The 24,763-nt window shown below is 71.7% G+C and carries 20 protein-coding genes and 1 riboswitch; of the genes, 9 read left to right on the forward strand and 11 right to left on the reverse strand.

From position 1 onward, the window contains the following. Positions 1–19: 19 nt before the first annotated feature. A riboswitch (ZMP/ZTP riboswitch) is annotated at positions 20–109 on the reverse strand. Positions 110–338: 229 nt separating this feature from the next. Beyond that, positions 339–1,529, reverse strand: a complete 1,191-nt coding sequence (locus tag ACIBTS_RS26205; protein ID WP_399322558.1) for a glutathionylspermidine synthase family protein — start codon at positions 1,527–1,529, stop codon at positions 339–341. Positions 1,530–1,570: 41 nt separating this feature from the next. Then, entirely contained in the window at positions 1,571–1,945 is a 375-nt protein-coding gene (locus ACIBTS_RS26210) for a hypothetical protein (RefSeq protein WP_399322560.1), read from the reverse strand. Positions 1,946–2,083: 138 nt separating this feature from the next. Between ACIBTS_RS26210 and ACIBTS_RS26215 the strand changes: the two genes are divergently transcribed. Continuing rightward, positions 2,084–3,148: a hypothetical protein gene (locus ACIBTS_RS26215; RefSeq protein WP_399322668.1), complete on the forward strand. Its 1,065-nt coding sequence runs from the start codon at positions 2,084–2,086 to the stop codon at positions 3,146–3,148. Here ACIBTS_RS26215 and ACIBTS_RS26220 read toward each other — a convergent pair. Further along, positions 3,129–3,908, reverse strand: a complete 780-nt coding sequence (locus ACIBTS_RS26220; RefSeq protein WP_399322562.1) for a DUF3050 domain-containing protein — start codon at positions 3,906–3,908, stop codon at positions 3,129–3,131. The two genes, ACIBTS_RS26215 and ACIBTS_RS26220, sit on opposite strands and share 20 nt — an antisense overlap. 200 nt (positions 3,909–4,108) lie before the next feature. Here ACIBTS_RS26220 and ACIBTS_RS26225 point away from each other — a divergent pair, with 200 nt between their 5' ends. The 6 genes from ACIBTS_RS26225 (at position 4,109) to ACIBTS_RS26250 (ending at position 12,465) form a co-directional block, all read left to right on the forward strand. Then, positions 4,109–4,735 (forward strand): antibiotic biosynthesis monooxygenase, encoded by a 627-nt coding sequence (locus ACIBTS_RS26225; RefSeq protein ID WP_319675690.1) that lies wholly within the window; start codon positions 4,109–4,111, stop codon positions 4,733–4,735. Positions 4,736–4,765: 30 nt separating this feature from the next. Beyond that, on the forward strand, positions 4,766–7,072 hold the full coding sequence (gene pabB / locus ACIBTS_RS26230) for an aminodeoxychorismate synthase component I (RefSeq protein ID WP_399322563.1): 2,307 nt from the start codon (positions 4,766–4,768) through the stop codon (positions 7,070–7,072). Beyond that, positions 7,069–8,739 carry a benzoate-CoA ligase family protein gene (locus tag ACIBTS_RS26235; protein ID WP_399322565.1) on the forward strand — a complete coding sequence of 557 codons (1,671 nt, stop codon included), beginning with the start codon at positions 7,069–7,071 and terminating at the stop codon, positions 8,737–8,739. Before pabB ends, ACIBTS_RS26235 begins: the two co-directional genes overlap by 4 nt. Before the next feature lie 77 nt (positions 8,740–8,816). Continuing rightward, complete coding sequence (locus ACIBTS_RS26240) at positions 8,817–10,406, forward strand: AMP-binding protein (protein WP_399322567.1); 1,590 nt, start codon at positions 8,817–8,819, stop codon at positions 10,404–10,406. Then, the gene (locus ACIBTS_RS26245; RefSeq protein ID WP_399322568.1) at positions 10,403–11,581 is read left to right on the forward strand and encodes an FAD-dependent monooxygenase; all 1,179 of its coding nucleotides are present in this window, start codon (positions 10,403–10,405) and stop codon (positions 11,579–11,581) included. Before ACIBTS_RS26240 ends, ACIBTS_RS26245 begins: the two co-directional genes overlap by 4 nt. A 32-nt stretch (positions 11,582–11,613) precedes the next feature. Continuing rightward, positions 11,614–12,465 carry an aminotransferase class IV gene (locus ACIBTS_RS26250; protein WP_399322670.1) on the forward strand — a complete coding sequence of 284 codons (852 nt, stop codon included), beginning with the start codon at positions 11,614–11,616 and terminating at the stop codon, positions 12,463–12,465. An 85-nt stretch (positions 12,466–12,550) separates the two neighbouring features. On the opposite strand, the gene ACIBTS_RS26255 is transcribed toward ACIBTS_RS26250, so the two are convergent. Together ACIBTS_RS26255 and ACIBTS_RS26260 are read right to left on the reverse strand one after the other, a co-directional pair. Further along, positions 12,551–13,036: a carboxymuconolactone decarboxylase family protein gene (locus ACIBTS_RS26255; protein ID WP_399322569.1), complete on the reverse strand. Its 486-nt coding sequence runs from the start codon at positions 13,034–13,036 to the stop codon at positions 12,551–12,553. A gap of 506 nt (positions 13,037–13,542) precedes the next feature. Continuing rightward, entirely contained in the window at positions 13,543–14,430 is an 888-nt protein-coding gene (locus ACIBTS_RS26260) for a hypothetical protein (RefSeq protein ID WP_399322570.1), read from the reverse strand. A 233-nt stretch (positions 14,431–14,663) separates the two neighbouring features. On the opposite strand from ACIBTS_RS26260, the gene ACIBTS_RS26265 reads away from it, so the two are divergent. Beyond that, the gene (locus tag ACIBTS_RS26265; protein WP_399322571.1) at positions 14,664–15,320 is read left to right on the forward strand and encodes an FG-GAP-like repeat-containing protein; all 657 of its coding nucleotides are present in this window, start codon (positions 14,664–14,666) and stop codon (positions 15,318–15,320) included. Positions 15,321–15,428: 108 nt separating this feature from the next. Here the strand turns inward: ACIBTS_RS26265 and ACIBTS_RS26270 are convergent, their stop codons facing one another. Further along, the gene (locus ACIBTS_RS26270) at positions 15,429–16,859 is read right to left on the reverse strand and encodes a PLP-dependent aminotransferase family protein (protein WP_399322572.1); all 1,431 of its coding nucleotides are present in this window, start codon (positions 16,857–16,859) and stop codon (positions 15,429–15,431) included. A gap of 47 nt (positions 16,860–16,906) precedes the next feature. Here ACIBTS_RS26270 and ACIBTS_RS26275 point away from each other — a divergent pair, with 47 nt between their 5' ends. Continuing rightward, positions 16,907–17,425 carry a carboxymuconolactone decarboxylase family protein gene (locus ACIBTS_RS26275; protein WP_399322574.1) on the forward strand — a complete coding sequence of 173 codons (519 nt, stop codon included), beginning with the start codon at positions 16,907–16,909 and terminating at the stop codon, positions 17,423–17,425. Positions 17,426–17,445: 20 nt separating this feature from the next. On the opposite strand, the gene ACIBTS_RS26280 is transcribed toward ACIBTS_RS26275, so the two are convergent. The 5 genes from ACIBTS_RS26280 to ACIBTS_RS26300 all read right to left on the reverse strand — a co-directional run bounded on the left by ACIBTS_RS26280 (position 17,446) and on the right by ACIBTS_RS26300 (position 24,675). Further along, complete coding sequence (locus ACIBTS_RS26280; RefSeq protein WP_399322672.1) at positions 17,446–18,411, reverse strand: ABC transporter substrate-binding protein; 966 nt, start codon at positions 18,409–18,411, stop codon at positions 17,446–17,448. A gap of 13 nt (positions 18,412–18,424) precedes the next feature. Beyond that, complete coding sequence (locus ACIBTS_RS26285; RefSeq protein WP_399322575.1) at positions 18,425–20,368, reverse strand: ABC transporter permease; 1,944 nt, start codon at positions 20,366–20,368, stop codon at positions 18,425–18,427. After that, positions 20,368–21,549: a glycine betaine/L-proline ABC transporter ATP-binding protein gene (locus tag ACIBTS_RS26290; RefSeq protein WP_399322576.1), complete on the reverse strand. Its 1,182-nt coding sequence runs from the start codon at positions 21,547–21,549 to the stop codon at positions 20,368–20,370. Before ACIBTS_RS26290 ends, ACIBTS_RS26285 begins: the two co-directional genes overlap by 1 nt. Continuing rightward, entirely contained in the window at positions 21,546–23,078 is a 1,533-nt protein-coding gene (locus tag ACIBTS_RS26295; protein ID WP_399322578.1) for a GMC family oxidoreductase, read from the reverse strand. The genes ACIBTS_RS26290 and ACIBTS_RS26295 overlap by 4 nt, the downstream gene beginning before the upstream one ends. A gap of 61 nt (positions 23,079–23,139) precedes the next feature. Continuing rightward, positions 23,140–24,675: an aldehyde dehydrogenase family protein gene (locus tag ACIBTS_RS26300; RefSeq protein WP_399322580.1), complete on the reverse strand. Its 1,536-nt coding sequence runs from the start codon at positions 24,673–24,675 to the stop codon at positions 23,140–23,142. Positions 24,676–24,763: the final 88 nt, after the last annotated feature.

The raw sequence follows: 24,763 nt of genomic DNA on the forward strand, positions 1-24,763 counted from the left end.
GAAAGCGGTCACGGTGTCACGGTTCGGCCCAGGCGCACGGCACAGTCACTGCTCAAGGCCGCTCCCCGATGGTCCGTCCCATCCCAGCGCGCCAGTCACGGCCTGCTCACCACCCTAGCGGGCACGTCACAAGGGCAGGGCCCCGAGTCCACCATGCGAGCGATCTCGGGGCGCCTCCTGAGCTTGCGGGCTTCCGGGCTTCCGGGCTTGCGGGCTTGCGGGCTTGCGGGCTTCCGGGCTTCCGGGCTTCCGGGCTTCCGGGCTTCCGGGGCTACGGGGCTACGGGGCTACGGGGCTACGGGGCTACGGGGCTACGGGGCTACGGGGCTACGGGGCTTCTAAAGGATCACGTGGGGGAGGAAGCGGGCGTACTCGTCTGTGATCAGGCCGGAGGATTCGCGGATGCCGAGGCCTGCCGACTCGTCCTCGACGATCCAGGCGCCGAGGACGACGTGGTTGCCGTCGAAGGCGGGCAGCGGCGCCAACTGCTGGTAGCAGCAGGGTTCGTCGGTGCGCAGGACGGCCGGGGCGGCGCCCGGTTCGTGGACCGTGACGCCGGCGCCCTCGCGGCCCAGCAGCGGCTTGGCGACGTAGCCGGTCGTGGCCGCCAGTTCGCGGGGGCCGTCGAGGTAGGCGGGCAGGAGGTTGGGGTGGCCGGGGTACAGCTCCCACAGGACGGCCAGGAGCGCCTTGTTACTGAGCAGCATCTTCCAGGCCGGCTCGATCCACATCGTGGAGCCGGTGCCGCCGCCGTTGTCGAGGGTGTCGAGGACATGACCGCCGAAGCGGTCGGTGGTGAGCCACTCCCAGGGGTACAGCTTGAAGCAGCTGCGGATGAAGCGGAGTTGGTGGTCGACGAAGCGGCCGGACAGGGGGTCCCAGCCGATCTCCTCCATGGAGATCCAGTCGGTGTCCAGGCCGGCCTGCTCGGCGGTCTCCTTGAGATAGGCGACCGTCATGAGGTCCTCGCCGAGTTCGTCGGCGGAGGAGTGCGCGAAGTGCAGCGGGCTGCCGGGCGGGAGCAGGACGGCCTGTTTCTTCCAGGCGGCGACGAGTCGTTCATGGAGGGAGTTCCACTGGTCGGCGCCGGGGAAGCGCTCCTCCATCCAGAACCACTGGGGGGAGGCGGCCTCCACGAGGGAGGTGGGGGTGTCGGCGTTGTACTCCAGGAGTTTCGCCGGGCCGGCGGCGTCGTAGCGGAGGTCGAACCGGCCGTAGACGGAAGGGAGCTCGGCGCGTCGGCGCCAGGCCTCGGCGACCGCCGCCGCGATGCGCGGGTCGGTGATGCCGAGGTCGGCGAGACGGTCGGAGTCGACCAGGTGCGTGGCCGCCGCCAGGCACATCTCGTGGAGTTCCTCGACGGTCTCCTCCAGCGCCTCGACCTCGTCGAGAGTGAACGTGTAGTACGCGCTCTCGTCCCAGTAGGGGCGCAGAAGGCCGTCGGGGTGGCGGGTGAGGGGATAGACGAGCCCCTGTTCCTCGACGGTGCGCTGCCAGTCGGGGCGGGGTTCGATGGTGTGACGTCGCATGGGTGCAGGTGTCCTCTTCAGCCGCTCGGTCGCTCAGCCGCTCAGCCGCCGGAGCTGCCCTTGTGGCTGCCGCCGTCGCTGTCGCCGCCGCCGAAGCCGCCGCGGCTGACACCGCTGCCGCCTCCACTGCTGCTGGAGGAGCCCCCGGATCCCTTGCCCGGCTTGCTGAAGGAGCCGCCGTCGACCCAGGAGCCCTGCTTCTTGCCGCCGTAGTACCAGACGCCGGCCGCCGAGGTCTTGGTCGACTTGCAGTTCTTGTCGGCGACGACCTTGTACCCCTTGGCGAGGTTGTAGCTGTCGCGGTCGACGCAGCGCTTGTCGGGGTCGGAGGAGCAGGCGGTGAGGGCCGCCGCGAGCAGTCCCATGCCTCCCAGTACGACCGTGCCCGAGCGCAGCTTTCGACGCGTGTCCGCCATGTTCCCGTCTCCCCGTGTCCCCGTTGTCGCATCGCCCCTACGGCGATTTCCGGCCGTCAGCCTAGACATCGGTCGGACGGGACCCGCGGGCGGCCCGTTCACCCGCCGCTCGCCTACAGTCCTTTCGTGCTCTTTGGAATGGTGTGTGCCCTCAGCGCGGCGATCTGCTTCGGTACGGCGACGGTGTTGCAGGCGATGGCGGCGCGCGCCGCCGCCGACGGCAGCGACGGGCGGGGCGGTGGAGGCGGTGGCGACGCGGCGCTGTTGCTGCGGGCGGTGCGCCAGTGGCGGTATCTGGCGGGGCTGGCGCTGGACGGGCTCGGGTTCCTGTTCCAGATCGCCGCACTGCGGTCGGTGCCGATCTACGCAGTCGGTGCGGCCCTCGCCTCCAGTCTGGCGGTGACGGCGGTGGTCGCGGCGCGGCTGCTGCGGGTGCGGCTGAGCCGGATGGAGTGGCTGGCCGTGGCGGTGGTATGCGCGGGGCTAAGCATGCTGGGGCTGGCCTCCGGGACGGAGGGCGAGGAGAGCGGCCCGGACGCGTTGCCGTGGGTGATGCTCGGCGCGGCGCTCGGGGTGCTGCTGCTGGGCCTGGCGGGCGGGCGGCTCACCGGGCGGGGGCGGGCGCTGGTGCTGGGGCTGGGTGCCGGGTGCGGGTTCGGGGTGGTGGAGGTGGCGGTGCGGCTGATCGACTCGCTCGCGCCCTCGGATCTGCTCGCCAACCCGGCGACGTACGCCCTGCTGGTGGGGGGCGGTGCCGCGTTCCTGTTGCTGACGACGGCGCTGCAGCGGGGGTCGGTGACGACGGCCACGGCCGGCATAGTGATCGGCGAGACGATCGGTCCGGCGCTCGTGGGCGTGGTGTGGCTGGGAGACCGCACCCGGGAAGGGCTCGGCTGGCTGGCCGTGCTGGGGTTCGCGGTCGCCGTCGCGGGGGCGCTCGCACTGGCCCGGTTCGGAGAGGCCCCGGAGGCGGCACCGACCCAGGACACGCCGGAAACGCCTGAGACGCCTGAGACGCCGGAGACACCTGAAGCGTCGGAGACGCCGGAGACACCTGAAGCACCGGGCGCACCGGACTCGCCGGACTCGCCGCACTCGCCGCACTCGCCGGACTCGCCGGAGGCCTCGGATTCGCCGGAGGCACCGGAGGCACCAGAAGCCCCAGGTGCACCGGGCGCGCCCGTCAGGCCATCGCCTCGGTGATGCCGTCCCACAGGCGGGTTCGCGCCTCCAGTGCGTGGGTCGCGGTCTCGACGGCCTCCTGCCAGTGGGTGTCGTCGGCGCCGCACAGGTCGGCCACCATCTGCATGGCCATGGGGGTGTGCTCCTCGCCGTCGACCTCGATGTGCCGGGCGAGGTAGTCGCAGAAGAGCGGGAACCGGTCGGTGCCCTCCTTCTTGATCACCTGGTCGAACATGTCCGGGATGAGGTCCTCCCGGGAGAAGGCGAAGGCGGCGGCCCGGCAGTGCAGCGGCCGGTCGGCGATGATCTCGAAGGTGGTGCGCACGAACTCCGCGGCGGGGGCCGGTACTTGGGCGACCCGCAGCGCCGAGGACACATCGTGGCCCTCGCCGACCAGCGCGAGGAACGTGTCGATGCGGGAGGTGTCGGCGCCGGCCTCGTCCATGCCCGCGCGGTACAGCTCGAAGTGGCTGGTGAAGCCGCCGTTCAGCTCGTCGCTCTCCTCGACGAGGACGATGTCGTTGATGAGCCGCCGGCTCACCTCCGAGCCGCGCGGCACCCAGGGGACGTCGACGCAGGTGAGGTCGCGCTGGAGCGACTTGAGCAGGGACATGAAGTCCCAGACGGCGAACACGTGGTGCGCCATGAACGTCGCCATGTCGTCCCGGGTGCTGATCCGCTGGTAAATAGGGTGGGCGGTGACTTCTTTTCGGGCGGGTTCGATCATGGAACGAGCCCTTTCGATTCCCTCATGGGTCAGATTCCAGTCGTACCTGGACATGAATCTCCTTCGGTTCGGAAACTCGACGGGAACTCGACGGGGGACTCGATCGTGCACTTCTCCCGACTTACCGGCAAGCGCTTCCGAGAATTCGTAATAGTTACCGGCAGTACCGTTCCACATACCTCTCGACAGAAGCCGCCAAGGTTGCCGAAAAACGCATGAAGACTAACGTATCGGACATCCGCAGACGTTAGTAAATGTTTGAAGGATGTGTGAACACTGAGAGCCTCCGCTCCGTACTTGACACCGTGACCAGTAATCCCGTCACCGTCACCTCGGCTTATCGCGTGACGCCGGGCCGAGAGGCCGACTTTCACTCCTGGGGGTGGGCCATGCTGGGCGCGAGTGCGCAGCAGCCCGGCTTCCTCGGGGGTGGCGTGCTAGTCGACGGAGAGGCGGAGTGGCATGTCGTCTATCGCTTCGCCAGCGAAGGAACATCCCGGGCCTGGGAGAACTCGGCTGCCCGTATGCAGTGGGACGCCCGGGCCGCGGGGATCGCCGTGCAGACGGACCGCAAGAGCGTGCGGGGCTCCAAGGTGTGGTTCGACTCCCAGACCGCCGTCCCGAAGGCGCCGGCCCCGCCGTCGAAATGGAAGCTATGGTTCGTGAATATGAGCGCGGTTTTCCCACCGGTGCTCCTCTTCAACCTGACCGTGATTCCTTATCTCGGCGGCCTCAACCCGTTCATTCGCACCCTGCTGCTCTGCCTGTGCGTGACGGCCATCGTGACCTGGATTCTCATGCCCCGCCTTCAGCGTTTCTTCAAGAAATGGCTGTATCCACCGCTCCAGGCACTGCGCGGGCGGCACAAACGGACCGCGTAGTACCGAGAACGACCCTAGGGAGGTGGGCGGGTGAAGACCCTGCTCATCGACAATTACGACTCGTACACGTACAACCTGTTCCAGCTGATCGCCGAGGTCAACGGCGAGGAACCGGTCGTGATCCTCAATGACGCCCCCGCGGACGCGATTCCGGATCTTGCGGAATTCGACAACGTGGTGGTGTCGCCGGGTCCGGGGCATCCGGCGAAGGCGCGTGACTTCGGCATCAGCGCCCGGGTGCTCGCCGGGTCCACGGTGCCGGTGCTCGGGGTCTGCCTCGGCCACCAGGGCATCGCGCACGGGGCAGGCGCCCTGGTGGCGCCCGCCCCGGAGCCCCGGCACGGGTATCTGTCGGCCGTACGGCACGACGGGCGCGACCTGTTCCAGGGGCTGCCGCAGAACTTCACCGCGGTCCGCTACCACTCGCTGGCCGTGCGCGAGCCGCTGCCCGACGGCCTACAGGCCACGGCCTGGGCGGAGGACGGCGTCCTGATGGGGCTGCGGCACCGCGAACGGCCGCTGTGGGGCGTGCAGTTCCACCCGGAGTCGGTGCTCACCGAGTACGGGCACCGCATACTGGTGAACTTCCGCAACCTCACCGCCGAGCGGGCCCGCAAGCTGCGGACGAAGAACACCGCGGTCCCGCCGACCGAGGCGGCGATACCGAGCCGCGCCCCCGCGGTGACGACCGTCCCGATCCCGCGTCCGCGCCGGTCCGGCGGCCCCGCCCACCGGCTGCACACCCGCCGCATCGCCGAGGCGATCGACGCGGAGGCCGCCTTCACGCGGATGCACTCCGCCTCCCCGCGGGCGTTCTGGCTGGACAGCTCCCGGGTCGAGCCGGGGCTCTCCCGGTTCTCGTTCTTCGGTGACGACAGCGGTCCGCTCGCCGAGTTCGTCCGATACGACGTCGAGACCGGGACGTGCGAGATCGAGCGGGCCGGACGGCCGACGCGCAAGGTCAGGGCCGGCGTCTTCGACTATCTCAAGCGGCAGCTGGCCAACCGCCGGGTCGACGCCACCGGGCTGCCCTTCGACTTCACCGGCGGCTACGTCGGCTACTTCGGCTACGAGACGAAGGCCGACTGCGGCTCCCCGAACGCGCACCGCTCCGCCACGCCGGACGCCTGCTGGCTCTTCGCCGACCGACTGATCGCGGTGGACCACGAGGAGGGCTTCACCTACGCGGTCTGCGTCGCGGAGGACACCCCGCAGGCCACCCGGGAGGCCACGGAGTGGCTGGAGAGCACCCTCGCCCAGCTCACCTCGCTGCCCACGGAGACCGACCGGCCGACGCCCGCGCACGCGCCCTTGCCCGTGCACGCCGAGGCGGCCGTGCCCGACCTCGGCGAGGTCGAGCCGTGGCTGGTGCGGGACCGGGCGACGTATCTCGCGGACATCGAGGCCTGCAAGCGGGAGCTCGCGGCGGGCACCAGCTACGAGATCTGTCTGACCAACGCCGCCCGTTTACCCGCTCCGGACGACGCGTACGCCTTCTACCGGGTGCTGCGCCGCGTCAACCCGGCCCCGTACGCCTCCTATCTGCGGTTCGGCGACCTCGACGTGGTCGGCTCCTCGCCCGAGCGGTTCCTGCGGATCACCCGGGACGGCATCGCCGAGGCCAAGCCCATCAAGGGCACCGCGCCGCGCGGCGCGGATCCCCGGGAGGACGCCCTGCTCAGGGACGCGCTCGCAGCGGACGCCAAGACCCGCGCCGAGAACCTGATGATCGTCGACCTGCTCCGCAACGACCTGGGGCGGGTCTGCCGGAGCGGGACCGTGCGCGTCTCCCGGCTCATGGCCACCGAGACGTACGCGACCGTGCACCAGCTCGTGTCCACCGTCGAGGGGCGGCTGCGCCAGGGCACCGACGCGGTGGACTGCGTGCGCGCCTGCTTCCCCGGCGGGTCGATGACCGGCGCGCCGAAGCTGCGCACGCTGGAGATCATCGACGAGCTGGAGACCGAGGCGCGCGGCGTGTACTCGGGGGCCCTCGGCTACCTGGGGTGCAGCGGCGGCGCCGACCTCAACATCGTCATCCGCACCGCCGTCCTGGCCGACGGCCTCCTGCAGTTGGGCGCGGGCGGCGCGATCGTCCTCGACTCCGACCCGGTCGCCGAGTACGACGAGATGCTCCTGAAGACGGCCGCCCAGATGCGGGCCCTGCGGGAGCACACGGCGGCCCGGGCGCGGGTGCCGTCGCGTGCGACGAAGGCGGCCGAGGCCCAGGTGAGCGCGCTGCGCCGGGCCGGGGCCAGAACCGGGAGGCGCGGAGCGCGCCCGGAGTCCCCGGAGCCCGGCCCCGCTGTGGGCACCGTGAAGGAGGACACCCGATGACGACGCCCCGGCCCACGGCCACACCGCAGCTCGCGGCACCGCAGCCCACGGCCATGCCACAGCCCATGGCCACGACCACGGCGCGTGCCACGACCGTTCCCCAGCCCAGAGCGGCCCTGGACGGCTCCGTGTCCGCCTCCGTGTCCGTGTCCGTCTCCGCCTCCGGATCCGGATCCGGATCAGGTGCCCCCGGCAACCTCGCCGCCTACCTCGACGATCTCGCCGAGCGGCGCGGGTGGGGCAGCCGGGTCGCCTTCCATCAGGGGCATCAGGGGTGGACCCACGGGGAGGTGCACGCGCTCGCGGCGCGGGCGGCCGGTGTGCTCGCCGGTCACGGGGTGCGGCCCGGCGACCGGGTGCTGCTCGCGCTGCCCGACGGGATCGCCTGGGTGACGGCCTTTCTCGGGGTCGCCCGGCTGGGCGCCGTCGCCGTCCTCGTCAACCCCGAACTGCCCGCCGCCGAGCACGCGTTCATGGCCGAGGACACCGGCGCCGTGCTGTGTCTGACCGGGCCGGGGCTGGAGGACCGGTTCACCGAGCGGGCGCGGCTCGGCGCCGACCAGTTCCTCGCGCTGGCCCCGACCGCCGTGCCGGCCCCCGCCCACCCGGTCGACGCGGACGCGCCGCTGTACGTGCAGTACACCTCCGGCACCACGGGCCGCCCGAAGGGGGTCGTGCACACGCACGGCGACCCGAAGGCGTACCACGACCTGATCGGCCGGCGGCTGCTGGGGATCACCGAGGACGACGTCACCCTGTCGGTGTCGAAGCTGTACTTCGCCTACGGGTTCGGCAACGCGTTCGTCTTCCCCCTCTTCTCCGGGTCGTCCGCCGTGCTGGTGGACCGGCGTCCGACGCCCGCCGCCGTCGACGAGCTGGTCGCCAGGCACCGGGTCACCCTGCTCTACTCCGTGCCGTCGGCGTTCGCGGCGCTGGTCGCCGACCGGGGCAGCGGGCACGCGGCCTGCTTCGCCTCGGTGCGCGCCGCGGTGTCGGCCGGCGAGGGCATGCCGGACGAACTCGGCCAGCGCGTCGGCGAGTTGCTCGGGGCACCGGTGCTTGAGCAGATCGGCTCCACCGAAGCCGGTCACGCCTTCTGCGCCAACAGCCTCGGCCACAACCATCCCGGCACCGTCGGGCGTCCCGTACCGGGGTTCGAGGTGGAGGTGCGCGATCGTGCCGGGCGGCCCGTGTCCGACGGCGAGGAGGGCGAGCTGTGGGTGCGCGGGCCGACGGTGACGTCCGGCTATCTGAACCGACCCGAGGAGACGGAACGCACCCTCGTCGGCGGCTGGCTGGCCACCCACGACCGGGCGCGCCGTGAACCGGACGGCGCCTACCGGCATCTGGGCCGCACCGACGACATGGAGATGGTCGGCGGGATCACCGTCTCCCCGCTGGAGGTGGAGGCCGTGCTGCGCGCCCATCCGGCGGTGCGGGAGGTCGCGGTCGCGGCCGTCACCGACGGGCGCGGCTTCAGCCGGCTGCGTGCCTTCGTCGTGCCGGTCTCGTCCCCCGCGGACGGTCTGAGCGACGACCTCGTCGCGCTGGCCCGCGACCGGCTCGCCGCGTTCAAGGTCCCGCGCAGCGTCAGCTTCGTGCCGTCCCTGCCCCGGACCTCCACCGGAAAGCTCCGCCGCCACCTCGTCCGCCAGGGCGCGTGGTGACCGCCGCAGCCCCGGACCCGGCCCCGGTCCCGGCCGCCGCCCCAGCCCCCTGCCGTACGTCAGAGAGGAACAGCCACATGTCGCAGCAACCCCTGCTCGCCGACCGCGGGTTCTACCTGGGCCCGCTGTTCCGGCGGGCGGCCGACCGCCACGGCGCCGTCTTCGTCACCCTGGACCGGCCGCTGGACACCCACCCGGCCCTCGGGGTCGACCTCGACTACCAGGCCCTCGCCGACGTGGTCGAGGACCTGTCGGGCAGGCTGTGGGCGGCGGGGGTGCGGCCCTCGGAGCAGGTGGTCGTCCACAAGACGGACAACGTCGACATCGTGCTGCTGACCTGCGCGGTCTCCCGTATCGGCGCAGTTCCGGTGCTCCTGTCCCCCGGGCTGGCCGGGCCGGTCGTCCGACAGCTTCTCGGACGGCTCCGGGAGCCGTGGCTGATCACCGACCGGGCCAAGCTGGACGGCCCGCTCGCGGACGTCGAGCTCTCCGGGCTCGTCCGGCGGGCGCTCTCCGTCGACGACGCGACCGGCGAGGACGGGCACGACGCCGAGCCGCTGGCGAAGCACGCCGGCGCCCAAGTCCCCGCGCCCGTCCGGCTGCACCCGCGTGAGCCCGCCCTGATCACCCACAGTTCGGGCACCACCGGCGTGCCGAAGCTGGCCGTGCACTGCGCGAACACCATGTGGAACCGGCTCGTCCCGCAGAAGGCCATGGGCTGGCCCACCCGCGGGGAGACAGCCGCGCTGCACATGTCGTTCGTGCACTCGCGCTTCTACCACCTGCTGGGCGTCCTGCTGCACTTCGGCAGCCCGCTGGTGCTGATCACCGACCCGGAGCCGGCCGCCGTGGGCCCGCTGCTGGCCCGTCACCGGCCCGGCATCGTAGAGACCCACCCCAACACCTTCGTGCTGTGGGAGGAGCTGGCCGACGCACCCGGGGCCCCGCTGTCCCGGGTGAAGTCGTACGGCTCCACGTTCGACGCGATCCACCCGCGCACCGTGAAGCGGCTGCTGGGCGCGTCGAAGCGCCGGGCGCCGTGGCTGATCCAGCTGTACGGGCAGAGCGAGACGGGGCCGGTCGCGTTCCAGTGGTTCACGCGGCGCAGCACGGAGCGGGCCGACGGGCGGCGGGTCGGGATCGGCATCCCCGGCTTCACCCGGGTCCGTATCGCGGACGCCGACGGCTTCCGGGCCGCGCCGGGCACGCCCGGCCGGATCGAGGCCCGCACCCGGGGGCGCATCCTCACCTACCTGGGCGCGCGGGCGCAGTACGAGCGCCAACTGGACGGCGGCTGGTGGCAGATGGGCGACATGGGCTACATGAGCCGGTGGGGTTCCCTGCATCTGATCGACCGTGAGATCGACCAGATCGACGCCGTGCACAGCACCCTGGAGGTCGAGGACGCGCTGATGGAGCGGCTGGAGGAACTGCGTGAGGTCGTCATCGTGCCGGGCGCGGACCGCGAGCCGGTACCGGTGGTGTGTGTCCGGGGCGAACAGCCACTGGACCCGGAGCGCTGGCGGGAGGCCACGGCCGATCTGCCCGCGATGGCCGAACCGCGACAGTGGCGGTTCGAGGAACTGCCGATGACCGCCACCTGGAAGGTGAAGCGGGTGGAGATCACCCGCATGCTGACCGGGACGCGAGAGAGCGTGCGCGTGTGAACCCGGTGATCGTGGTGGGCGCGGGCCCGGTCGGCCTGTCGGCCGCGCTGGGCCTGCGCTCGCGCGGACTGCCGGTCGTGCTCCTGGAGGCGGACCCCGAGGACCGCGAACGGCCGGGCAGCCGGGCCCTGTTCGTGCACAAGGAGACCCTGCGGCTGCTCGACGGGATGTCCCCGGGCCTGGCCGCCGAGATCACGGCGTACGGTCGGACCTGGCACACCCGGCGCACCTTCTACCGGGGCCGCGAGGTGTACTCCCGCACCTTCCCGCCCCCGTCCGGGCTGCCGCCCTTCACCAGCCTGCGCCAACTGGACACCGAGCGCTTCCTGCGCGCCGCGTGCGAGCGGGCGGGGGTCGAGTTCGTCTGGGACGCGCGCATCCTCGGTGTCCGGGCGTCCGAGAACGGCGTCACGCTGACCGGCGAGGACGGACGCGCCTGGGACGCCAAGTACGTCGTAGCCGCCGACGGCGCCCGCTCGGTCGTCCGGGGCGAGCTGGGCATCGCCATGGAGGGCGTGCGCGGCGAGGGCTTCCACGTCGTCGTGGACGTCGCCGACGTCCTGGGCGCCGAGCAGCCGCTGGAGCGGGTCTTCCACTACGAGCATCCGGGCGTCGGGGGGCGCAGCGTGATGCGGGTGCCGTTCACCGGCGGCTTCCAGGTCGACCTCCAGTGCCGCGACGACGACCAGGAGGAGGCCTACGGCACCGAGGACGCCGTACGGGAGTGGCTGCCCGAGGTCGTGGGCGACGGGTACGCCGACCGGATCCTGTGGGTGTCGACGTACCGCTTCCTGCGCAAGGTCGCGGCGTCCTTCACCGATCCGCACGGGCGGGTGCTGCTCGTCGGGGAGGCCGCGCATCTGTTCCCGCCGTTCGGGGCGCGCGGCATGAACAGCGGGATCGCGGACGCGGCAGCGGCGGCGCAGGCGATCGCCACCGGGACGGCCCAGGCCGTACGGGAGTTCGCCGAAGTACGGCGCGCGGCGGGGCTGTTCAACAGCGAGGCCGCCGGAATCGCCCTGGACCACCTGCGCCCGCAACGCCGGATCGTACGGCTCAGGCAGCGCGCGGCGGCCGCGCTCGCGCCCGTACTGCCGTCGTGCGGCTCGTGGCTGGAGCACGCACCGTACGGGCCCCGGGGCGGTGCCCCGGCGGTGGCGGGCGGGAAGTACTGAGCGGGAAGCAGGAGGCAGGGGTGACTGCACAACTGACGGCGGCCGGGGCCGAGGAAGTCCTGTTGACCTGGACGCCCAGCCGGGGCCTGACGGTGGAACCGGGCTCCGTGACGACCGCGACGACCGGTCCGCTGCTGGTCGCGGACTCGTGGCTGGTGCGCGAGGGCCGGGTGCGCGGGTACGGCCGGCACCGGGAACGCTTCCTGCGGGCCTGCGCCGAGTCTGACGGGCCCGGGCCCGGACCGCGCCGGCTGGTCGAGTTCTGGCACGACATGACGGCCGCGCTGCCGCGTACGGGTGAGTGGTTCCCCCGGGTGGAACTCGCCGCCGGCTCCCGGGAACTGCGGCTACGGCTGCGGCACGCGCCGCCGCTCGGCAGCGAGGTGCGCCTGTGGGCGGTCGGTCAGCCCGATCCACGGACCCTGCCCCGCCGCAAGGGCCCCGACCTGGACGCCCTGGCCCGGGTACGCGGGCGGGCGGTCGAAGAGGGGGCCCAGGAAGGAATCCTGGTCGACCCCTCGGGGATGGTGCTGGAGTCGGCGACCGCGAGCGTCCTGTGGTGGGAGGACGACACCCTCTGCCTGCCCCCGGCGGGGTCGCCCCTGCTCCCCGGGATCACCGGCGGGCTGATCCAGGAACGGGCCCTGCGGTCCGGGATCCGCGTCGCCCACCGCAAGCGGACGGTGCCCGAGCTGGCCGACCGCGAGGTGTGGCTCGTGAACGCGCTGCACGGCATCCGCCCGGTGACGAGCTGGACCGGGACCGGGACCGGGACCGGGACCGGGACGGGAATCGAAGAGCCGATGACGGCCGGTCCGGCGACGCGGGCGACGGAATGGAGGAACTGGCTGGAAAGTCTCCCGGAGCCGCTTCCGGACATGTGATCAAAAACAAACGATGGGCATCGGTAATTACTACCGATGCCCATATTCGACGTGCCCTCGTATTACTTCTCGACTACTTCCTTGATTACTTCTTGGCAGGCTGATAAGCACCCGGAACCATACGCGTCGCGATCGCGATCCGGTTGTAGGCGTTGATGACCGTGGCCGCCCAGATCAGCGCCGCGACCTGTGCCTCGTCGAAGACGGCCGCGGCCTCGGCGTAGACGTCGTCCGGTACGTGCCCGTCGGCGACGAAGGTCACGGCCTCGGTCAACGCCAGTGCAGCGCGCTCCCGTTCGGTGAAGAAGGGGGTCTCCCGCCAGGCGTTCAGCGCATAGATGCGCTGCTCGGTCTCGTCCGCCGAGCGGGCGTCCTTGGTGTGCATGTCGAGGCAGAACGCGCAGCCGTTGAGCTGCGAGGCGCGGATCCGGATCAGTTCCAGAAGCTCGGGCTCGACCTTGGCGTCCTGCGCCGCGGAAACGGCCGCGCCGTGCAGGGTGCCCATCGCGGCGGAAACGTCTGGAGTTATCTTCTTGAGGGCCACGCGGGACACGGAATTGTTGTTCGTCATGGGTAAGACTCTATCCGGGAAAAGGAAGAACCCAGCCACTTTCGAGAAGAGAAACGGCTCACGCCGCCTTCCTTCCCAACGCACACCACACCAACTTGCCCCGACGCCCTATGTGCGGGACAGCGCCCGCACCAAGGCCGTCGCCCGCCGGCCCTCCGAGTCGCCGAGTCACGTGCGGGTGGACGACTTCGCAGGCGCCGGAAGCGCCACAGCGTACGTGGGCGGAGCCGTGTCCCGCCTGGGCACCGTCGTACGCGATGCTCCGCACGGCACGGGCAATTGGTGGTTATGCGCCATCTCGCGGCCAGGAGACCCAGGCCGGGCACGCCGACGACGGCCCGAACCCGCCAACCGACGAGCTTGCCGAACCCAGCGAGGGCTCAGCCCGGCGAACGGGCGCGTTCCGGGACGGCTGCGACGCCCGATCTGCCCGATGCGTCGGGGGCGTCGGTGCGGGTGCCGGGCTGAACTCCGGCACCCGCGACGGAAGGCGTGGGCTGGACCGTCTACTCGGTGGCGTCGAAGAGCTGGGCCGCGCCGGTCGCGTGAACCGCGCGCTCGGACCAGACGGTTAGCTGGTCGGAGTCGGTACAGGCTTCGACGCGGGCTCTGACATCGTCCGGCACAGCGATGCCACGCCACTCAAGGATGCGAAGAGTCATCTCGGCCCGCTCTCGGACCCGGCCTTCCTCGCGGCCTTCTTCCCGTACCTCCTCGGCGAGCGGGTGTCGCCAGAAGTACTGCATCGCCGTCATCAGGTCCCTCCACATCTGCCGAACCTGGTCATCCGCCAGGCACGAGTCGACGAACTGCACGAGCACCGCGGCACTGTCGCGGTCCATGTCCTTCAGGGCCGCTGCCAGCGATTCCAGTATGGCGGGGGCCTGCCGCCCCCGGCCGTGTGTCATGGCCGAGAGCGCCGCGAGGGGTGGATCCTGCTTGGCCTCCCGCTCGGTGGCGATCACGGGTACGTTGTCCGGCCCCAGCACGAAGGGCCGCACGGTCAGCGAAGGCACACCGCGTACGCCCAGATGGATGGGCTGCGCCGCCCAGCGGGCCGTGGCACGGCTCTGGGTGACGACGATGAGGACGGGCTCGCAGCGGTACTTCTCGTACAGGTAGCTGAGGTAGTACGGCCAGCTGCCGCGCTTCCGGTCGTCCGGCTGGCCCTGCGACTCCACGACCAGGAGGTAACTGCCCTCGTCGGTCTCGGCCCGCAGGAGCGTGTCCACGCGCCGCTCGACGGGCTCGATCTCGGTGAGGTCGACGTTCATGCCGGCGAAGTCGTACGGCTCGGGAAAGGGAACGTGTAACACCTGCTGGAGCGCTCGGGTAAGCAGCGCCGGGTCCTTCTGGAAGATCCGGTGCAGCGCCTCGTGCGACGAGCCGACCATCGGCTCTCCTTTCTGTCTGACGTGATCAACGAGCTACGCCGCGTTCAGTTCGCACCACACCAACTTGCCTCGATGCCCCGTCCGGGACAGCCGACACCTTCGGCACCCACGACAAGGGGAACCTGCTCACCGACGGCAAGACCGCCCCGCACATCTGGGACGGCGCGAGCAGGTATTCCCTGGTCACCCACAACGGCGACTTCGCTCCCTCCGACGGCGTCACCGACTGGGTGGTGCGCACGCCCGAGGGTCTGCTCTTCATCTACCCCGGCGACGGCTACGGCGCGATCGACGTCAGCAAGCGCATCGAGGTGCAGCTCCCGGCCAACGCCCCCGCCCCCGCCACCTTCACGGAGATCAAGTCGGCGGGTGACATCACGGGGGACGGTCAGCCCGAACTCTTCGTGACCGGTGGAGTGGGCGGCGCCGAACTGTGGGTCTTCACCGGCTACAGCGGCGGCGCCTTCTCCACTGCCACCCGGCTGACCACTTCCGACTGGGGCGACGCCGAGCGGGACTTCGTGGCCATCGCCGACTACAACGCCGACGGCGCGGCCGACCTCACGTACCGCACCTCGGCCGGCCATATCCTCCTGCGCAAGGGCATCCTCGACAGCGACGGCGTGGGCACGGTTCTGACCAGCCTGGGCACATCCGGCGCGAGCCTGGGCGGCGGCGACGTCATGTACGTCACCAGCACCATGACCCGGGCCGCCTTCCCCCTGCTCTACGGCAGCCCCGACACCACCGGGGACGGCATCCCCGACATCTGGGCGACCAACAGTGCCGGAGCACTCCTGCTGTACAAGGGCGGCGCCACAGCGATCGGCACCGCCACGACGCTGCGCACCAGCGGCTACACCACCAGCACGGCAAAGCAACTGGGCTGACGCCGACTCCTACAGAAAGGGGGTCCGAGACGACGGTCTCGGACCCCCTTTCAGACACCGTCCGGTCGGCGAGCACCGCTCCGGGAGCCTCCGGGAACTCCGGGACCCTTACCCGGGAAGAGGAATCCCGGTGCCGTACTCACCCAAGGACAACGCCCCGCACAACGCGTCCAGTGCCCCGGACCAGGCGTGGTCCGGTGGGGTGCCGTAGCCGACGACGAGGGCGTCGAGGGGGGTGGTGACCGCGTCGGGGTGGCGGTGGCGGGGGGTGAGGCCGTCGACCGCCAGGCCCTGGTGGGCCGCGGCTCGGACCACCGCCGGTTCGGTGCCGGGCGGGAGGCGGAGGACTGCGTGCAGGCCCGCCGCGATGCCGGTGACGCGGATGGCGGGGGCGCGGGCGGCCAGGGCGGACACCAGCGCGTCGCGGCGTCGGCGGTAGCGGGTGCGGGACGCCCGGACGTGGCGGTCGTACGCCCCCGACGTGATGAACTCCGCCAGCGTCAGCTGGTCCAGGACCCCGGAGGTGTCCACCCCGCCCTTGGCCGCCACCACCTCCTCCGTCACGCCCGGCGGCAGCACCATCCAGCCCAGGCGCAGGCCGGGCGCCAGGGACTTGCTCGCCGTGCCCAGGTACACCACGTGGTCGGGGTCCAGGCCCTGGAGGGCGCCGACGGGCTGGCGGTCGTAGCGGAACTCGCCGTCGTAGTCGTCCTCCAGGACCAGGCCGCCGGTGCGCCGTGCCCAGTCCACGACGGCCGCCCGCCGGTCGCGGTGCAGGGGCACGCCCATCGGGAACTGGTGGGCCGGGGTGAGCAGCGCCGCGCCGGATTCCCGTCCCTTCAACTCGCCTGTACTCGTGCCCAGTTCGTCGAACGGGAGCGGGGTCGTGGCCAGACCGGTCGCCGCCAGGAGCCTCCAGTGCTCGTCCAGGCCGTACGCCTCGACGGCGATCGTGCGCGCACCGCGTGCCCGTAGGACGGCGCTGAGGAGTTTCAGGCCATGCGCGAACCCGGCGCACACGACGATGCGTTCGGGGTCGGCGCGCACTCCGCGAGCCCGGGAGAGGTACCCGGCGAGCGCGGTGCGCAGTTCGACGCGGCCCCGGGGGTCGCCGTAGCCGAAGGCGTCGGAAGGGGCGGCGGTGAGGGCGCGGCGGGCCGCCTTGAGCCACTCGGCGCGGGGGAAGGAGGCGAGGTCGGGAGTGCCGGGGCGGAGGTCGTAGGCGGGGCGGTGGTCTTCGAGGCGGCGGGGCGATGCATCCGTCGGCAGAACCACCCTCCGGTCCCCCACCTGCGTCCCCGAACCCTGGCGTGCGGTGAGCCAGCCCTCGGCTACGAGGTCGGCGTAGGCGTCGGCCACCGTGTTGCGGGCGATGCCCAGGTCGACGGCTAGGGAGCGCGAGGAGGGCAGCCGGGTGCCCGGGGCCAGTCGGCCGGTGCGGACCGCCTCGCGCAGGGCGTCGGTCAGGCCCCGGCGCAGCTGCGGGCCGGTCGGTTCGAGATGCAGGTCGACACCCAGAGTGGCCCAAGCTTTCGGCATGGAAATGGACCATACCCCTGGGCAGCTTCCCTTCTAGGGTCGAGGGCATGACGACGCACGCAGACACCCCGACCACCGATGAACAGGTTCAGTACGCCCCCGAACACACCCCTCGGCTGAACTGGACCGAGCACGCCCCCGAGGTCTTCAAGGCGATGCTCCGGCTCGACGCCGCCGCCCGTAAGGGATTCGACTCGAAGCTGCTGGAGCTGGTGAAGATCCGCGCCTCGCAGATCAACCGCTGCGCGCTCTGCGTCGACATGCACAGCAAGGACGCGCTGGCGGCCGGCGAGAGCGTCGAGCGGATCGTCCAGCTCAGCGCCTGGGAGGAGTCGGAGCACTTCTACACGGAGAAGGAGCTCGCGGCGCTGGCGCTGACGGAGGCGGTGACCGTCCTGACGGACGGCTTCGTGCCCGACGCGGTGTACGACCGGGCCGCCGGGTTCTTCGAGGAGGCCGAGCTGGCGCAGTTGATCGCCGCGATCACGGTGATCAACGCGTGGAACCGGTTCGGCGTGACCTGCCGACTGGTGCCGGGGCACTACCGGCCGGGTCAGTACGCGTAAGGCGTATGAGCCGAGCGGGGTCAGGACAGCCACGGTTTCCAGGTGGGCTCGTGGCTGTTCACCCACCTTTTCGCCGCCTCCTGCGGGGTCAGTTTCTGGTCGGCGATCATCAGGGAGACCTCGTTCTGGTCCTCCGTCGTCCACTTGAGCTTCTTCAGGAACGCGGCCGCCTTGCCGCCGTCCTTCGCGAAGTCCGCGTTGAGGTACTTCTCCAGCGGGGTGTGCGGGTAGCCGCAGGCCACCTTCGCCGGGTCGGCGTCGCAGCCCTCCTTGTAGGCGGGGAGCTTGACCTCCGTCATCGGGACCTTCTTGAACAGCCACTGCGGGGCGTACCAGTACGACAGGAAGGGCTTCTTCGCCTTGGCGAACTGGCGGATCTGGGTGATCTGCGCGGCCTCCGAACCGGCGAACACGACCTGGTAGTCGAGCTTCAGGTTGTCGACCAGGGCTTTGTCGTTGGTGACGTAGGACGGGGAGCCGTCCATGAGCTGGCCCTTGCCGCCGCTCTCGGCGGTGCGGAACAGGGACGCGTACTTGTTGAGGTTCTTCCAGTTCGTGATGTCGGGGTGCTGTTCGACCAGGTACGTCGGCACGAACCAGCCGATGTGCCCGGTGACGCCGAGGTCGCCGCCGCGCGCGATCGTCTTCTTGTCGTCGACGTACCGCTTCTCCTGGTCGGGGTGGCCCCAGTCCTCCAGGATCGCGTCGACCCGGCCCTGGCTGAGCGCGTCCCAGGCGGGGATCTCGTCGACCTGCACGGTGTCCACGCGGTAGCCGAGCTTGTGTTCGAGGAGGTACTGGGCGACGGCTACGTTGGACTGCGCGCCCACCCAGGACTGGACCGACAGGGTCACGGTCTTCGCGCCCTGCGCGCCCGCGAAGGGCGAGGCCTGCTTGGTCATGTCGGCGGCGCCGCAGCCGGACAGCAGCAGCGCCGAGGCGCCGGCCACGGCGGCCGTCGTCGTCATACAAATGCGAATACGCATACGAAGGCGCATGTCACGCTCCCTTCCTCGCACGGCGTTCCGTCGGCTGCGTCACCCGGTCGAGCATCAGGCCGAGGCAGACGATCGCGGCGCCGGCCACCAGACCGGTCGCGAGGTCGCCCTGGGCGAGCCCGAAGACGGCGTCGTAGCCGAGCGCGCCGCCACCGACCAGACCGCCGATGACGACGACGGCGAGGACGAGGACCACGCCCTGGTTCACGGCGAGCAGCAACGCGGGCCGGGCCAGCGGGAGTTGGATCTGACGGAGCTGTTGTGTGCCGGTCGCGCCGAGGGAGCGGGCCGACTCCATCGCCGCCTGGTCGACCTGCCGCAGGCCCTGCGCGGTGATCCGGACGACGGCGGGCAGCGCGTAGACGACGGCCGCCGCGACGGCGGGTGCGCGGCCGACGCCGAACAGCGCGACGACCGGGATCAGGTACACGAACTGGGGCATCGTCTGGAAGACGTCCAGGACGGGACGCAGCAGCCGCTCGAAGCGGTCGCTGCGGGCGGCGGCGACGCCGATCGCGAAGCCCAGGACGAGGGTGACGGCGACGGCGGCCAGCACCTGGGACAGGGTGTCCAGGGACGGCTCCCACACGCCGAGCACACCGGTCGCGGCGAGCGCGAGGACGGCGGTCAGCGCGGTGCGCCAGGTGCCGATCGGCCAGGCGATCGCGGCGACCAGCAGCAGCACCGCCCACCAGGGCAGCCCCTGCAGGCCGTCCCGGACGGGGTCGAGGACCCAGGTGGTGAAGTGGCCTGCCCAGTCGGCGGTGCCGCCGACGACGGGCACCCCGGAGTAGAGGTGGTCGGTCATCCAGCCGACGGCGTCGTTGACCGGGGCGGCGATGGCCACCGTCCAGGCGTCGGGCCAGTCGAGCCGGCCGATCGCGCGTCCGGCGAGGGCCACGGCCACGGCGGCGGCCGCCGCGTAGACCCACGTCGTCCACCGGGCGGGCGCGTCGTCGCTCTCCTGTCCGGCGGCGGCCGTGACGCGGTCCAGGACGACCGCGAGCAGCACGATCGGGATGCCGGCGGCGAGGGCCGCGCCCACGTCGACGGAGGCCAGCGCCTGGTAGACGCGGTCGCCGAGGCCGCCCGCGCCGATCACCGACGCGATGACCGCCATCGACAGCGCCATCATGATCGTCTGGTTGAGGCCGAGGAGGAGTTCCCTGCGGGCCAGCGGGATCCGGGCGGTCAGCAGGCGTTGGCGTGCGGTCGCGCCCAGTGAGTCCACCGCCTCCAGGACCTCCTTGTCGGCGCCGCGCAGACCGAGCGCGGTGAGCCGGGCCATGGGCGGGGCGGCGTAGACGACGGTGGCCAGGACGGCCGCCGGGACGCCGATGCCGAAGACGAGCACGACCGGGAGGAGGTACGCGAACGCGGGCAGCACCTGCATGGTGTCCAGGACCGGGCGCAGGGCGCGGTCGAGGCGCTCGGAGAGACCGCCGGCCAGGCCGAGCAGCGCGCCCACGACGACCGAGGCGAGGACGGCGACGACCATCAGGGCGAGCGTCTGCATCGTCGGCACCCACATGCCGAGCAGGCCGCAGGCCAGGAACGCGGCCGCCGTGCCGAGCGCGAGGCGCACGCCGGCGACGCGCCAGGCGATCAGCGCGCCCGCGGCGGTGACGCCCGCCCAGCCGGCGGCGAGCAGGAGGAAGTAGACGGCGCGTACGGAGAGGACCACTCCGTTGCTGATGTGGCCGAGGAAGTAGAGGAAGAGGGGGTGGCTGTCCCGGTTGTCGATGATCCAGTCGCTGGTGCTGGTGAGGGGCTTGGTGAGGTCGACGGTGAGCGAGTCGGGCCAGCTGCCGCTGGACCAGCGGGCGTTGGCCAGCGGGACGAGGACGGCGGCGGCCAGGGCGAGGACGAGGAGCTTGCGGGCGGCCTGGTGTTTGAGGAAGCCGGGCAGGGCGAGTCGGGGGGTGGGAACGGTGACCGTTGCCATCACACGGCCTCCGTGTCGGTGCTCGGGGGGTGGGGCGCTTGCCCGCGCTTACGGGGTGCCGCTTGCTTGGGGACGGGCGCCGCCCCAGCGGCACGATTGCCCTCAGTTGAGCCGGGCTCTGTTCCGGCGACCACTGCCAGGAGGGTGTCCGAGTCGACCATGCCCAGGCAGCGGCCCGCGTTCATGACGCGGGCCGGAGTGCCTGCCCGGGCCACCGCCTCGATGGCCTGGGAGACCGTCGCGGCCGGGGACACCGCCGGGCCGCTGCCCGCCTCCCCCGCGGTCGCGGGCCGCATGGCCGTGCGGACCGTCAGCACCTGCTCGCGGGGCACGTCGCGGACGAACTCGCGGACGTAGTCGTCGGCCGGGGAGCCCACGATCTCCTCGGGGGTGCCCAGCTGCACCACGCAGCCGTCGCGCATGAGGGCGATGCGGTCGCCCAGTTTCAGCGCCTCGCTGAGGTCGTGCGTGATGAAGACCATCGTGCGGCCCTCCTCGCGGTGCAGCCGGACGACCTCCTCCTGCATGTCGCGCCGGATGAGCGGGTCGAGCGCGCTGAACGGCTCGTCGAAGAGGAGGACCTCCGGGTCGACGGCCAGCGCCCGGGCCAGGCCGACGCGTTGCCGCTGGCCGCCGGAGAGCTGGGCGGGCCTGCGCTGTTCCATGCCGTCGAGGCCGACCTTCGCGACGACGTCCTTCGCGCGCGCCCGTCGCTCGGCGCGGCCGACGCCCTGGATCTCCAGGCCGTACGCCACGTTGTCGAGGACGGTGCGGTGCGGGAGCAGGCCGAAGTGCTGGAAGACCATGGCGGCGCGGTGCCGGCGCAGTTCGCGCAGCCGGGTGCGGTCCATCGCGCGGACGTCCTCGCCGTCGACGGCGATCGTGCCGGCCGTCGGCTCGATCAGCCGGGTCAGACAGCGCACGAGGGTGGACTTGCCGGAGCCGGACAGGCCCATCACGACGAAGACCTCGCCCTTGCGGACGTCGAAGGAGACGTCCCGGACGGCGGCCGTGCAGCCGGTGCGGGATCGCAGCTCGGCTGGGGCCAGGGAGGCCAGTTCGGGGTCTGCGGGGATCCGGTCGGCCTTGGGGCCGAAGACCTTCCACAGGCCGTCGACCGAGAAGACGGGGTCGTCGGCGCCCGTGGTGGGCGGCTTGCGGGTGGCGGGCGTGATCGTCATCGTGCATCGCCTCCGATCAGGTCGACGGCTTTCTCGCCGACCATCAGCACCCCGATCATCGGGTTGACGGCGGTCATGGTCGGGAACACGGACGCGTCGGCGATCCGCAGACCGTCCAGTCCGCGCACCTTCAACTGCGGGTCGACGACGGCCTGTTCGTCGTCGGCCGCGCCCATCCGGCAGGTGCCCGCCGGGTGGTACACGGTGTGGGCGACCTTGCGGGCGTACTCGCTCAGTTCCTCGTCGCCCGTGATGTGCGGGCCGGGGGCCACCTCGCGTTTGAGCCAGCCGGCCAGCGGCTCGGTCTTCGCGATCTCGCGGGCGATGCGGATACCGTCGACGAGGGTGCGGCCGTCGTGGTCGTCCTCGTCGGTGAAGTAACGGAAGTCGAGGGCGGGCTTCACGGCCGGGTCCGCGCTCCGCAGGTAGAGCCGTCCACGGGACTTCGGCTTGGGGATGTTGGGGGTCATCGAGACTCCGTACGGCGGGCGTTCGTAGCCCAGTCGCTCCGGGTTGTCCGTGAAGGGGACCTGGTAGAAGTGGAACATCAGGTCGGGGCCCGCGTGTTCGGGGTCGCGGCGCACGAACAGGCCGGCGTCGGAGTCCATCGCGGAGTTCTCCGGTATCGGCCCGTGGGTCTCCCAGACGATCACCGACTCGGGGTGGTCGAGGAGGTTCTCGCCGACGCCGGGCAGGTCGTGGACGACGGGGATGCCGAGGGCGTCCAGGTCGGCCTTGGGTCCGATGCCGGAGTGCAGGAGGAGCCGGGGCGAGTCGACGGCTCCCGCGCACAGCACGACCTCGCGCCGGGCCCGTACGAGGATCTCCTCGCCGTCCTTCGTGCGGACGTGCACGCCCTGCGCTCGGGCACCGTCCAGCTCCAGCCGGTACGCCCAGGTCTCCAGCAGGATCGTCAGGTTGGGCCGCTCGTCGAGCACCGGGTGCAGGTAGGCCACCGACGCGCTGGAGCGCTTGTTGGTCTCGGGGTGGTAGGCGAGGTCGAAGAAGCCGACGCCGTCGGTGAAGGGCTTGCGGTTGAAGCCCTCGACGCGGGGTACCCCGACGGCCTGCTGTGCCGCTTCGACGAAGTCGCGGGCGATGGCGTTCCGGTCCTTCTCGTCGACCGGGACGATGTTGTTCAGCAGGCGCGCGTAGTAGGCCTCCATCTGGACCGCGCCCCAGCCCTGGGCGCCGGCCGCCTCCCATTCGTCGAAGTCGGAGGGCAGCGGCTTGAAGGCGATGAGCGTGTTGTGGGAGGAGCAGCCGCCGAGGACGCGGGCGCGGCTGTGCCGGATGTGGGAGTTGCCGCGCGGCTGCTCGGTGGTCGGATAGTCGTAGTCGAGCTCGCCGCCGAGCAGGCCCGTCCAGCGGCGCAGGGTGAGGACGTCGTCGCGGCCGACGTCGGTGGGGCCGCCCTCGATGACGGCGACGGTGGTGGCGGGGTTCTCGGTCAGCCGGGAGGCGATGACGGAACCGGCGGTTCCGCCTCCGATGACCACATAGTCGTAGACGTGGGGGTTCTCGGACATGGGGGGTACTCCAGGGGCGTGCGAGGTCTGGCGCGAGGTCTTGGGGGGGACGGCCGGGGGGTCAGCCTGCGAACCAGCGGACGGGCTTCGGCGCGAGGTTCTGGTAGACGTGCTTGGTCTCGCGGTACTCGGCGAGCCCGGCCGGACCCAGTTCGCGGCCCACACCGCTCTTGCCGAAGCCGCCCCACTCCGCCTGCGGCAGGTAGGGGTGGAAGTCGTTGATCCAGACGGTGCCGTGGCGCAGCCGCCCGGCGACCCGTCGTGCCCGGCCCGCGTCGGCGGTCCAGACGGCGCCCGCGAGGCCGTACTCGGAGTCGTTGGCGAGCGCGACGGCCTCGTCCTCGGTGCGGAAGGTCTCGACGGTGAGGACCGGACCGAAGACCTCCTCCCGCACGACCCGCATCTCGCGGTGGCAGTGGTCGAGGACGGTGGGCTCGTAGAAGTAGCCGGACTCGGGGCGGTGCGGCGCGGGTTCCGGCCGCGCGCCGCCGGTGCGCAGCACCGCGCCCTCGGCGAGCGCGGAGGCGACGTACGCCTCGGTCTTGGCGCGCTGCTGCTCGGAGACGAGCGGCCCGCACTCGACGCCGTCCTCGGTGCCGCGGCCGAGCCTGATCCGGCCTGCCCTGCGGGCGAGTTCGGCGACGAAGCGGTCCCTCACCGATTCCTCGACGATGAGGCGGGAGCCCGCCGAGCAGACCTGGCCGCTGTGGATGAAGGCCGCGTTGAGGGCCTGGTCGACGGCGGTGTCGAAGGCCTCGGGGGTGGCGCAGGCGTCGGCGAAGACCACGTTGGGGTTCTTGCCGCCGAGTTCGAGGGCCACCTTCTTGACGGTCGGGGCGGCCGCCCGTGCGACCTTCGCGCCGCTGACCAGGCCGCCGGTGAAGGAGACGAGGTCGACGTCGGGATGCTCGGCGAGCCGGGCGCCTACGGTGTGCCCGGGACCGGTGACGATGCCCGCGACCCCGGCGGGCAGCCCGGCCTCGAGCAGCAGGTCGATCAGCGCGATGGTCGTCAGCGGGGTGATCTCGCTCGGCTTGACGACGAAGGTGTTGCCCGCGGCGAGGGCCGGGGCGATCTTCCAACTCGCCTGGAGCAGCGGGTAGTTCCAGGGGGTGATCAGCGCGCAGACGCCGACGGGTTCGTGGACGACGACACTGTGGACGTCGGCCGTGCCCGCGTCCACGACCCGGCCCGGGGCCTCGGAGGCGACGAGGCCAGCGAAGTAGCGGAAGGCGTCGGCGACGCAGTCGATGTCGACGCGGCCCTCTTCGAGCGTCTTGCCCGCGTCCCGGCTCTCCAGCAGGCCGAGGCGTTCGCGGTCGCGTATGAGGAGGTCGGCGACGCGGTGCAGCACGGCGGCGCGTTCCACAGCGGGGGTGAGCGGCCAGCCGCCCGCGCCGCCGGCGAAGGCGGCACGGGCGGCCGCGACCGCCAGGTCGGTGTCCTTCTCGTCGCCCTCCGCCACCACGGCGAAGGGGCGGCCGTCCGCGGGGTCGAGGATCTCGCGGGTGGCGCCGGAGGCCGCTTCCAGCCACTCGCCGCCGATATGAATCGTCCGGTGCTCTCGCGGTTCCGGCTGTTCCGTCCTGTCGGCCATGATCGGTGTTGCCTTCCGTTCCTGTTCAGTCCCCCTGTGTCACCCGCTGGGCACTCTCGGGGACCGCGATCGCCTGCCCCCGCCCCCC

It is taken from the genome of Streptomyces sp. NPDC050121, assembly GCF_044460385.1.
GTDB classification, from domain to species: Bacteria; Actinomycetota; Actinomycetes; order Streptomycetales; family Streptomycetaceae; genus Streptomyces; species Streptomyces soliscabiei.